At 62.2% G+C, this 11390-nt stretch carries 12 protein-coding genes; 5 read left to right on the top strand and 7 right to left on the bottom strand.

Features of this window, described 5'->3' with window-relative positions:
- The first annotated feature begins 100 nt into the window (after window positions 1–100).
- The 4 genes from BM026_RS08550 (at window position 101) to BM026_RS08535 (ending at window position 4158) form a co-directional block, all read left to right on the top strand.
- On the top strand, window positions 101–583 hold the full coding sequence (locus tag BM026_RS08550) for a sigma-70 family RNA polymerase sigma factor (RefSeq protein ID WP_093528056.1): 483 nt from the start codon (window positions 101–103) through the stop codon (window positions 581–583).
- Between the two features lie 120 nt (window positions 584–703).
- Window positions 704–2041, top strand: coding sequence for a lysine N(6)-hydroxylase/L-ornithine N(5)-oxygenase family protein (locus tag BM026_RS08545; protein WP_093528053.1), 1338 nt, complete (start codon window positions 704–706; stop codon window positions 2039–2041).
- A 66-nt stretch (window positions 2042–2107) separates the two neighbouring features.
- Window positions 2108–3328, top strand: coding sequence for a putative DNA modification/repair radical SAM protein (locus tag BM026_RS08540; protein WP_092244638.1), 1221 nt, complete (start codon window positions 2108–2110; stop codon window positions 3326–3328).
- Window positions 3325–4158, top strand: coding sequence for a TIGR03915 family putative DNA repair protein (locus tag BM026_RS08535; RefSeq protein ID WP_092244641.1), 834 nt, complete (start codon window positions 3325–3327; stop codon window positions 4156–4158). The genes BM026_RS08540 and BM026_RS08535 overlap by 4 nt, the downstream gene beginning before the upstream one ends.
- Window positions 4159–4280: 122 nt before the next feature.
- Here BM026_RS08535 and BM026_RS08530 read toward each other — a convergent pair whose 3' ends face one another.
- The 7 genes from BM026_RS08530 to ctlX form a co-directional block, all read right to left on the bottom strand.
- Window positions 4281–4778, bottom strand: coding sequence for an Lrp/AsnC family transcriptional regulator (locus tag BM026_RS08530; protein WP_016974875.1), 498 nt, complete (start codon window positions 4776–4778; stop codon window positions 4281–4283).
- 5 nt (window positions 4779–4783) lie between these two features.
- Entirely contained in the window at window positions 4784–5614 is an 831-nt protein-coding gene (locus BM026_RS08525; protein WP_256575504.1) for an ABC transporter ATP-binding protein, read from the bottom strand.
- A gap of 3 nt (window positions 5615–5617) precedes the next feature.
- Window positions 5618–6331, bottom strand: a complete 714-nt coding sequence (locus BM026_RS08520; protein WP_065903984.1) for an ABC transporter permease — start codon at window positions 6329–6331, stop codon at window positions 5618–5620.
- Entirely contained in the window at window positions 6328–7029 is a 702-nt protein-coding gene (locus tag BM026_RS08515) for an ABC transporter permease (protein WP_071492097.1), read from the bottom strand. Before BM026_RS08515 ends, BM026_RS08520 begins: the two co-directional genes overlap by 4 nt.
- A gap of 167 nt (window positions 7030–7196) precedes the next feature.
- The gene (locus BM026_RS08510; protein ID WP_092244644.1) at window positions 7197–7976 is read right to left on the bottom strand and encodes an ABC transporter substrate-binding protein; all 780 of its coding nucleotides are present in this window, start codon (window positions 7974–7976) and stop codon (window positions 7197–7199) included.
- A 226-nt stretch (window positions 7977–8202) separates the two neighbouring features.
- The gene (locus tag BM026_RS08505; RefSeq protein WP_093528050.1) at window positions 8203–9249 is read right to left on the bottom strand and encodes an ornithine cyclodeaminase; all 1047 of its coding nucleotides are present in this window, start codon (window positions 9247–9249) and stop codon (window positions 8203–8205) included.
- 11 nt (window positions 9250–9260) lie between these two features.
- A complete protein-coding gene (gene ctlX, locus BM026_RS08500) occupies window positions 9261–10187 on the bottom strand; it encodes a citrulline utilization hydrolase CtlX (protein WP_092244650.1) in 927 nt (308 codons plus the stop codon).
- Between the two features lie 285 nt (window positions 10188–10472).
- Here ctlX and BM026_RS08495 point away from each other — a divergent pair, with 285 nt between their 5' ends.
- Window positions 10473–11363, top strand: coding sequence for a GNAT family acetyltransferase (locus BM026_RS08495; RefSeq protein ID WP_083351484.1), 891 nt, complete (start codon window positions 10473–10475; stop codon window positions 11361–11363).
- Window positions 11364–11390 lie beyond the last annotated feature (27 nt).

The following is an 11390-nucleotide window of genomic DNA, read 5'->3' as shown; positions in this document are numbered from 1 at the left end:
TGAGAATTACTATAAATTGCACACACTCAAACTGCCATCACCTGAACGCTGTCTTTTTTGCACCCGGGGACCTAATGCCGCCACCCCGCGGCCGGGAGTCATGTTGGAAAACTACTATCGCGAGCTGGTGTGTTTCCTCAACGCCAAGCTGGGCAACCGTCAGGTGGCCGAGGATGTGGTGCATGACGCGTATGTCCGGGTGCTGGAACGTTCCAGCGACACTCCCATCGAACAACCCCGTGCCTTTTTATACCGCACCGCGCTTAACCTGGTGATTGACGGCCACCGGCGCAACGCCCTGCGGCAGGTCGAACCGCTGGACGTACTCGATGCCGAAGAACGCTTTGCCAGCAGTTCGCCGCACACCACCCACGACCACGGCCAGCGCCTGGAACTGCTCGAACGCGCCCTGGCCGAGCTGCCGCCGGCCTGTCGCGACAGCTTCCTGCTGCGCAAACTCGACGGCCTCACTCACCTGCAGATCGCCGAACGCCTGTGCATTTCCCGCGCCCTTGTGGAAAAACACATCGTCAACGCCATGAAGCACTGCCGGGTGCGCATGCGCGAGTGGGAAGCGAACTGATCAATGATTGGTTAAATTTTATTTCACTGTCCTCGTTTCCTATCAACACACGGCCTGATGTGCAGGCCTTGAAAGGTATTCCCGCCCCACCGCCAAGGGGCTTATCCAGAGGACACTGGAATGACACAGGCAATTGCTTCGCCCGCGGTTCACGACCTGATCGGTATCGGTTTCGGCCCTTCGAACCTGGCGCTGGCCATCGCCCTGCAGGAGCGCGAAAAGGCCCAGGGCAAACTGGACGTGCTGTTCCTGGACAAGCAGGCCGACTACCGCTGGCACGGCAATACCCTGGTCACCCAGAGCGAGCTGCAGATTTCGTTCCTCAAGGATCTGGTGACCCTGCGCAACCCCACCAGCCCGTACTCTTTCGTCAATTACCTGAAAGCCCACGACCGCCTGGTGGAGTTCATCAACCTGGGCACCTTCTACCCGTGCCGCATGGAGTACAACGATTACCTGCGCTGGGTCGCCGGCCAGTTCCAGGCCCAGGCGCGCTACGGCGAGGAGGTGCTGGCCATCGAGCCGATCCTGCACCAGCAGCAGGTCGAAGCCCTGCGCGTGATCTCCCGCGATGCACTGGGCGAGCAGCATGTGCGCACCACTCGTTCGGTGGTGGTCAGCGCCGGTGGCACGCCACGTATTCCCGAGGCGTTCAACGCGCTCAAAGGCGACAGCCGGGTGTTCCACCATTCCCAATACCTGGAGCGCATGGCCAGCCAGCCGTGTGTCGACGGCAAGGCCATGCGCATCGCCATCATCGGCGGCGGCCAGAGTGCGGCCGAAGCCTTTATCGACCTGAACGACAGCTTCCCGTCGGTGCAGGTCGACATGATCCTGCGCGGCTCGGCGCTCAAGCCGGCCGATGACAGCCCGTTCGTCAACGAAGTGTTCTCGCCGGCCTTTACCGACCTGGTGTTCCAGCAGGAGGGCGCCGAGCGCGAGCGCCTGGTGGCCGAGTACCAGAACACCAACTATTCGGTGGTGGACCTGGACCTGATCGAGCGCATCTACGGCATTTTCTACCGCCAGAAAGTTTCCGGCATCGCCCGCCAGGCGTTCCGCACCATGACCGTGGTCGAGAAGGCCACGCCGGGCCCGCTGGGCATCGAGTTGGCTCTACGCAACAACGCCAACGGCGAAACCTGCCTCAACCATTACGACGCGGTGATCCTGGCCACCGGCTACGAGCGCCAGACGCACCGCGCCTTGCTCGCGCCGCTGGAAGACTACCTGGGCGACTTCGATGTAGCGCGCGACTACCGCATCGTCACCGACGAGCGATGCAACGCCGGCATCTACATCCAGGGTTTCAGCCAGGCCAGCCACGGTTTGAGCGACACCTTGCTGTCGGTGCTGCCGATCCGCGCCGATGAAATTGCGGCGTCGTTGTATGCCCTGGACCGTGGGCGCGGCAAGGGGCGCTCGGTGCAGGACCTGTTGCTTGCCACCGCCAGCTGACCAACTGCGCTTGTGACCGGGAGGGCTGCCTGATACTGTACAAAAAACCAGTATCGGTAGCCCTCCATGCAGTTGATCGAAAAACTCAGCATTCTCGCCGACGCCGCCAAGTACGACGCGTCCTGCGCCAGCAGTGGCGCGCCCAAGCGCAGTTCCGAGGGCAAGACGGGGCTGGGTTCCACCGATGGCATGGGCATCTGCCACAGCTATACGCCGGACGGGCGTTGCGTGTCGTTGCTCAAGGTGCTGCTCACCAACTTCTGTCTCTACGACTGCCAGTACTGCGTCAACCGCCGCTCCAGCGACGTGCCACGCGCACGGTTCAGCCCGGAGGAGGTGGTGACCCTGACCCTGGATTTCTATCGGCGCAATTGCGTCAGCGGGCTGTTTCTCAGCTCCGGCATCATCCGTTCGTCCGACTACACCATGGAGCAGTTGGTTCGCGTGGCCAAGCTGCTGCGCGAAGAGCACGACTTTCGCGGCTATATCCACCTCAAGACCATTCCCGACGCGGACCCGGCGCTGATCGCCGAGGCCGGGCGCTATGCCGACCGGCTGAGCGTGAACATCGAGCTGCCCACCGAGGCCAGCCTGCAGACCCTGGCGCCGGAAAAAAAGATCGTCTCGATCAAGCAGGCCATGCAGACCATCTACACTGGCGAGCAGACGGTCCGTAACGAACCGCGTGCACCGCGTTTTGCCCCGGCCGGGCAGAGCACGCAACTGATCGTCGGCGCCGACGACACCGATGACAGCACCATCCTCCACGGTGCCGAGGCGTTGTACGGCAACTTCAAGCTGCGTCGCGTGTATTACTCGGCGTTCAGCCCCATCCCCAACAGCCCGAAAAGCGTGCCCTTGGCCGCGCCGCCGCTGATGCGCGAGCACCGCTTGTACCAGGCCGATTTCCTGTTGCGCAGCTATGGGTTCAACGCCAATGAGCTGTTCAAAGGTCCCGGCCACCTGGCCCTGGACATCGACCCCAAGCTGGCCTGGGCCCTGGACAACCGCGATGTGTTCCCCCTGGACCTGAATCGCGCCGAACCGACCTTGATCGCACGCATTCCAGGCATTGGCCTGCGCACCACCCAGCGCCTGGTGGACCTGCGCCGCGAACGCAAGATCCGCTTCGAAGACCTGGCGCGCATGCGCTGCGTGCTGGCCAAGGCCAAGCCGTTTTTCATCACCAGCGACTACCATCCGCAACAGGCCGACAGCACCAGCGTGCTGTTGCGCGAGCAACTGCGCGACCGCCCGCAACCCGAGCAGATGGGGTTGTGGGGGTGATCAGCCTGGAATGCGACAACCTGTTCGCCACCTGGCGCGACCAGGCACGCTGGCTGCTCAGCCATCAGGTCGACCCCAGTCAGGTGAGCTGGGGCGAGGCGGAGGTGGCGGACCTGTTTGCCACTGACCAGTCGATTCCCGAGGCGCCCGGGCCTTTCCAGACGCGAGTGCCCAAGGCCCTGCTGGAACTGCTGGAATCGGCTGCCTGCTACCACGGCGACCAACGCTGGAGCCTGCTGTATGAGGTGCTGTGGCGCGTCAGCCATGGCGACCGCACCGCGATGCTGGCCGGGGACAAGCTGGGCAGCGAGTTGCAGCGGCGGATCAAGCAGGTCAGCCGCGAGGCGCACCACCTGCATGCATTTGTGCGGTTTATCGCGCTGCCGGCGGGAGCGGGGCCGGAACTGCCGGAATACGTGGCCTGGCATGAACCGGCCCATGACATCCTGAAATCCGCCAGCCAACATTTTATCGGGCGCATGGGCCGTCATCGCTGGATGATCGCCACGCCGTTGGATGGGGTTTACTACGATGGCGAGCAGTTGATCCACCAGCGCGAGTGCCCCGAGGCGTGGCGGCAGTTGGCGCAGAATGTCGAGGACCCCCATAGCGCGATGTGGCTGACCTATTACAGCCATATCTTCAACCCGGCACGGTTGAACCCCAAGGTGATGGAAGGGCATTTGCCCAGCCGGTTCTGGAAGAACCTGCCGGAGGGCAAGTTGATACCGGGGTTGATCAGCGAGGCGCGGACGGGAAAGCAGAAGGATGGGCAGGCCAGGCTGATTGGCACCAAGCCTGGCAAGAGAATCTTAAGCGGGCAGGGTTGAATATGTGGGAGGGGGCTTGCCCCCGATGAGGGAGTGTCAGTCACAGATGCATAGACTGACACACTGCTATCGGGGGCAAGCCCCCTCCCACATTCGATCGGCAGTGTTTTGGAGAGATAAGTTCAGGCCAACTCGGTGGCGGTGTTCTTGACCACTGCCAATTCCGGATGCGCCACCAACTTATCGATGTGCAACTCATCATTGTTCAGCCAGGTCTCTGTCAACACCCGGTAATGCTCCATGTCCCGGCAACGCATGCGCAGGCTGTAGTCGAACGGCCCGCTGATCAGCTGGCATTCGAACACCTGCGGGCAGGCCTTCACACAGGCTTCGAAGGCCTTTTGCGCTGAGCGCCCGCTTTGGTTGGACAAGGCCACCAGCACCAGCAATGACAAGCCTGGCGAGACCATCTGCACATCGATGATCGCCCCATACCCACGGATCACCCCGCGCCGCTCCAGCTTGCGCACCCGTTCCAGGCAGGGCCGGGGCGTGAGGTGTACCAGCGACGAGAGCTTTTCGTAGGTGATGCGCCCCTGATGGCGCAGCACTTCGATAATGGCTTCATCGATGCGGTCCAGCGCAGGGGAGGAATGGGGTCCGTTGGCCTTGGTATCCATGGGTTTCACTTCAAACGGTTGGAAAGAAATTGCTGCAGGCGCTCACTGCGGGGGTGGTCGAGGATCCTGGCGTCGCCTTGTTCCTCAACCTTGCCCTGGTGCAAGAACAGCACTTGGCTGGACACCTGGCGGGCAAAGCCCATTTCGTGGGTGACCATCAGCATGGTACGACCTTCCTCAGCCAACGTCTGTATGACTTTGAGGACTTCTCCTACAAGTTCTGGGTCGAGCGCGGAAGTCGGCTCATCGAACAGGATGATCTCCGGCTCCATCGCCAAGGCCCGGGCAATCGCCACGCGCTGCTGCTGGCCGCCGGACAGGAACGCCGGGTACTGATCCGCCACGCGGCCCGGCAGGCCGACCTTGTCCAGGTACAGGCGTGCGCGTTTTTCCGCCTCGGCGGCGCTCACGCCCAGCACCCGGCGCGGGGCCATGGTGATATTTTCCAGCACGGTCATGTGGCTCCACAGGTTGAAGTGCTGGAACACCATGGCCAGGCGTGTACGCAGGTTCTGCAGTTGGGCCTGGTGCGGCGCGCGTGTGCCGGCGCGGCCTTGCTGCATTTCGATGCTGATGCCGTCCAGGGTGATCACCCCGGCGTCCGGCTGTTCGAGGAAGTTGATGCAGCGCAGCATCGTGCTTTTGCCGGAGCCGCTGGCGCCGATCAGGCTGATCACATCGCCATTGCGCGCATTCAGCGATACGCCCTTGAGCACTTCGTGTTCGCCGTAGCGTTTGTGGATGCCTTCGACTTGCAGCTTGATAGCGGTGGTGGCGGGTGTGGCAACGGGTTCGTCAACGGGATAAGTGGCCAGGGCCTGCGCGGACTGATTCATGGGTTAGCCTCGGGTAGGAACAAGAAAACGCATCCAGCGACGTTCGGCCAGTCGGAACAGGCCCACCAGTGCAAAGGACAGCAGCATGTAGAGCAGGGCGGCGATGCCGAAGGCCTGGAACGTCAGGAACGTCTCGGCATTGGCGTCGCGGGCCACCTTGAGGATGTCGGCGACGGTGGCGGTAAACGCCAGGGAGGTTGCGTGCAGCATCAGGATCATTTCATTGCTGTAGGCCGGCAATGCGCGGCGCAAGGCCGCAGGCACCACCACAAACAGGTTCAGCCGCCAGCCATGCAAACCATAGGCGCGGGCCGCTTCGATTTCGCCGTGGGGAATATTGCGGATCGCCCCGGCGAAGATTTCCACGGTGTAGGCGCAGGTGTTGAGCACGAAGGCCAGCAGGGTGCAGTTCAGCGCGTTGCGAAAAAACTGGTTGAGCAGGGCGTTGTCCTGCACCACTTCCAGGCTGTACAGCCCGGTGTAGCAAATCAGCAGTTGGATATACAGCGGCGTCCCGCGGAACAGGTAGGTGTAGACCTCTACCGGCCAGCGCAGCCAGAAGTGCTCGGAAACCCTTGCCAGTGCCAGTGGAATCGACAGCACGAAGCCGAACACCACCGAGATGATGAACAGCCACAGGGTCATGGCCACGCCGGACAGCCCCGCGCCATCGCTGAACAGGTAGGCCAGGCCGTATTGCTGGAACAGTTCGATCATCGCGCCATCCCCTTGATGCCGAGGTTGTAGCGCCGTTCGAGGCGCTTGAAGATGCGGTTGGAGAGGGTGGTGATCACCAGGTACACCAGGCCGGCGAGGATCAGGAAGTACAGCGGCTCGTTGGTGGTCTTGCCGGCGTTCTGCGCGGCCTTGACCAGATCCGACAGGCCGATGATCGACACCAGGGCCGTGGATTTGAGCAGCACCAGCCAGTTATTGCCCAGGCCCGGCAGGGCAAAACGCATCAACTGCGGGAACAGCACCAGGTGAAAACGCTGCCAGCGGCTCAGCCCATAGGCGGTCGCCGCTTCCAGTTGGCCGACCGGCACGCTGAGGATCGCGCCCCGGAAGTTCTCGGTGAAATACGCGCCGTAGATGAAGCCCAGGGTGACGACGCCTGCGGTAAACGGGTCGATTTCAAAGTAGCCCCAGCCGAACATTTCGCTCAGGTCGTTTAGCCACAGTTGCAGGCTGTAGAAAATCAGCAGGATCAGCACCAGGTCCGGCACGCTGCGGATCAGCGTGGTGTAGAGCGTGGCCGGTACCCGCAGCCATTTGGCGCTGGAGAGCTTGGCGCCGGCGGCGATCAGGCCAAGGGCGAGGCTCAGGGCCAGGGCGAGGAAGGACAGCTTGAGCGTCATCCACGCACCCTGGGCGAGCATCGGGCCGTAGCCCTGCAAGTTGAGGAATTCATTCATGGAAATGATCTCGATGGAGCACAGAGATTGACTGTGGACGCTGCCTTTTGTGGGAGGGGGCTTGCCCCCGATAGAGGTGTATCAGTGCCAAATCAGTTGACTGACCCACCGCTATCGGGGGCAAGCCCCCTCCCACACAAGCAAGTTTCCACAGCGAGGTCAGAGCATCACTCGTGGTAGATATCCTGATCACCGAAGTACTTCTTCTGGATCTGCGCGTAAGTGCCATCCGCCTGCACGGCAGCGATACCCTTGTTGATCAGCGTGCGCAGTTCCTGGTCGTTCTTGCGCAGGCCCATGGCGATGTCCAGGGGCAGGGTCGGGTCCTTGAAGGCCGGGCCGGTCTTGAAGTCGGCACCTTCGGGCTTGGACAGGAAGTTGAGCTGGGCTTCGAGCTTGTCGGTCAGGGTCGCGTCGAGGCGGCCGTTCTGCAGGTCGGCGTAGTTCTGGTCCTGGGACTGGTACGCCTTGATCTGCGCGCCAAGCCTGGCCAGGTGCGCACGGGCATAGGCCTCCTGCAACGAACCTTGCAGTACGCCGACCTGCTTGCCCTTGAGGGATTGCGGGGTGTCGCCGAAGTCAGCGCTCTTGCGGGTGATCACCGAGGTCGGGCTGAGGAACAGCCGGTCACTGAAGTCGATGATTTTTTCACGGGCGGGGGTGACGGCCATGGACGACATGATCGCGTCGAACTTGCGCGCACGCAGGGCCGGGATCATGCCGTCGAATTCGTTGTGGACCCAGGTGCATTTCACTTCGAGCTTGGCGCAGATCGCGTTGCCCAACTCGATATCGAAGCCTTGCAGGCTGCCGTCGGCGGCCACCGATTCGAAGGGTGGGTATTCGGGGAATACGCCGAAGCGGATTTCTTTCCAGTCCTGGGCGTGGGCGGCGCTTGCGCAGAGTGGCAACAGCAGCGCGGCGAAGAGTGATCGCAATGGAGTCATGTGCAGGTCCCTATATTTTGTAATTGATGTCAGGGCAGTGAATAACTGGGAGCAGAGAATGCTTCATGATGGTGCGTTTTTTGTGTCGTTTACCCCGTGCACAAAGCGCGAATTGCGCTGTTAAAACTGGCAATGCAGCGGAATCGGCTGTGACACCCGCTGAATCGGCTTTTCATCCCTGAAAAATCGGCCTGCCATCGACGCAAAGCAGCAGGCCAGAGCGGTCTCAGGCACGCCTTTTCTGCTGTACGCCGGGCTGCCGGGCCAGGCGTGCGAACAGGTCTTTGGGATCGGCCAGGTCCGGCACCAGTTCAAGTGTGCTGCCCACATCCAGCGCTTTTGCGACGTCCATTACGTAGCGCAGTGCCGAGTAGTCTTCGATGGCGAAACCCACCGAGTCGAACAGCGTGACCTGGCGCGCATTCTCGCGGCCTGGCTGCTGGCCGTTGATCACTTGCCACAGCTCGGTCACCGGCGAATCTTCCGGCATGTGCTGGATTTCACCTTCGATACGGCTTTGTGGTTCGTACTCGACGATCACGCGGGCGCGCTCGACGATACGTCGGTCCAGTTCGGTCTTGCCTGGGCAGTCGCCGCCGACGGCGTTGAGGTGCATGCCGGGCTCGATCATGTCGTCGGTGAGGATGGTGGCGTAGGCCTTGTCGGCGGTGACGGTGGTGACGATGTCGGCGCCTTTGACGGCCTCGGCCACGCTGCCGGCCAGGACCACTTTGATTGCCGGGAAGGCTTTGAGGTTGGCCGCCAGCTTGGCGGTGGCCTTGGCGTCGATATCGAACAGGCGGATTTCATTGATGCCGAGCATGGCGTGGAAGGCCAGGGCCTGGAACTCGCTCTGCGAGCCGTTGCCGATCAGCGCCATGCTGCGGCTGTTCTCGCGGGCCAGGTAGCGGGCGACCAGCGCCGAGGTGGCGGCGGTGCGGATCGCGGTGGTCAGGGTCATTTCCGCCAGCAGCACCGGCAGGCCGGTATCGACATCGCCCAGCGCACCGAAGGCCATCACGGTGAGCATGCCGGCCAGGGTGTTTTTCGGGTGGCCGTTGACGTACTTGAACGCATACAGCGACGCGTCGGACACCGGCATCAGCTCGATCACGCCGTCCGGCGAGTGGTTGGCCAGGCGCGCGCATTTCTCGAAATCCTGCCAGCGCAGGTAGTCGGCGCGAATGTACTCGGCCATCTCGGTGATGCAGGTGGGCAGGCCTTTTTGCGAGACCAGGTAGCAGAGATCGTTGACGTCGATATAGCGGGTCATGGCAAGACTCCTTATTGAAATGAGGGACGGGCAGGCAGGTGCACTTCCGCCAGCATGCAGCGGGCACTGCCGCCGCCGATGCGTTCGATGTTGTCGATGTTCACCACCACCGGCCGGGTGTGGCGTTCTATGTGTTGGCGCTGGGTCGGTTGCAGGGCGCCCCAGGCGCTGGCCGACATCACCAGCAGCGGCTGGCCGTCGCGGTCGTGGACTTCGAGCATGTTGCCGGCGAAGGCTTCCAACTGGTCGAAGTCGAGGGCGACGATGTCCTTGCCAGTGTCGCGCAGGGAGCGCTCCAGGGCCTGGCGCTCATCGGCAATCGGCAGGGCTTGCAGGCACACCACCGAGAGGTCGCGGCCGACGCTCATCATCACGTTGCTGTGGTAGATCGGCGCGTGGTGGCGGTCGACCGCATGGAACACGCAGAGCTGGTAGTCGAGGCGTTCGGCGAACTGGCGCAGGGCGTCGTGGTGAGTGCGCCCGGAGTGGCAGGCGTAGCTGATGCGGTGCTGGCGGTCGAGCACCATGCTGCCGGTGCCTTCGAGGAAGATGTTCTGTTGTTCGAGGTGGCTGAGGTCGATGGTGTCCTTGACCGTAAATCGCTGTTCCAACACTTGCAGCACGCCTTTGTCGCGTTCCAGTCGTCGGTTCTGGCCTTCCATCGGGTACAGCACCAGGCTGCCGTCGGCGTGGCTGCTCCACCAGTTGTTGGGGAAGATCGAGTCGGGGGTGTGCGGCGCCGGGGTGTCCTGCACCACCAGAACCTCCACGCCGTGATTGCGCAGGGTGGTGACATAGCCGTCGAACTCCTCCAGCGCTTTCTGCTGTGCGTGGAGCGGGTCGAGGGGCGGGCGTTGGAAACGGTTGTTGATCGCGGTGTCCGGGTTGAAGGCAAAGCGCGCCGGGCGAATCATCAAGACGGTGTTGGTGGTTTGCATGGGGGCACGAATTCCATGAGGTGAGCAGTGCGGCTATTTTGTGGGTTGTGCGGGATGAATCCCGGCTGAAACCGAGGGGTGGTTCAGCCGGGAAAGCTGAAAAGTGGGGTAGGGCAGCCGAATCGGCTGCCGGAGTGAAATGCACGCAACCTGTGGGAGGGGGCTTGCCCGCGACAGCGGTGGGTCAGCCAGAAAATCTATATCTGAAAGCATGCTATCGGGGGCAAGCCCCCTCCCACATGGGTAGAGTGGTGTTTGTTGCAGCTGTGTCAGCCAGGAGGAATTATGTCTACCGTCGTTCGTTTAGCCCAAGCCACCGATGCCGAGGGCATCAGCCAGGTCATCCTGGCCGCCCTGCACAGCAGCAATGCGCGGGACTATCCGGCGCATGTGATTGCGCGGGTTGCCGCTAACTTCACGCCGGAGGCGGTGCTGGAACTGCTCAAGCGACGCGTGGTGCTGGTAGCGATTCAGGATCAGGTGATCGTCGCCACCGCAGCGCTGGATGCGAATGTGGTGCGCTCGGTATTCGTCAACCCGCCGCTGCAAGGGCAGGGCATTGGGCGATTGTTGATGATCGAGATTGAGCTACGCGCCCGCGAAGCCGGGGTGACGGTGCTGAGCGTGCCGTCATCGCTGACCGCCGAGCCGTTCTACACCAAATTGGGGTTTCACACCGTGCGCGACGTTTATCACGGCAGCGAACGTACGTTGGTGATGGAAAAGGCCCTGCTGTCCCGGCATCCCATCGGGCCGTATCGCGACCGTCAGCACCGGGCGCAGGTGGTAGCGTTATGGCAGGAGGCATTCGGCTACGAAACGGCGCACAACCTGCCCGCCCTGGCGATTGATAAGAAGCTGGCGGTCGACGATGGGCTGTTCTTTGTCGCGACGGACAAAAAAACCGTGATCGGGACCATTCTGGCCGGGTATGACGGGCATCGTGGCTGGCTGTATTCAGTGGCGGTGCATGGGGACTATCGGCGGCAGGGTTTGGGATCGTCGCTGGTGCGGCATGCGGAACAGGTATTGACGGCGCTGGGCTGCATGAAGATCAACCTGCAGATCACCAGTGGTAATGAGGGGGTCGTCGGGTTCTACGAGGCATTGGGGTATGGGGTGGAACCCAGGATCAGCATGGGCAAGAAGCTAGTGGTGAATATCCCCGAACAATGAAAAAACCCGCCAGATGGCGGGTTTTTC

The sequence above is a fragment of the Pseudomonas sp. NFPP24 genome, from assembly GCF_900112095.1.
Taxonomy (GTDB): domain Bacteria; phylum Pseudomonadota; class Gammaproteobacteria; order Pseudomonadales; family Pseudomonadaceae; genus Aquipseudomonas; species Aquipseudomonas extremorientalis.
Note: the sequence above shows the minus strand (reverse complement) of the source record. Positions and strands in the feature narration are given on the sequence as shown.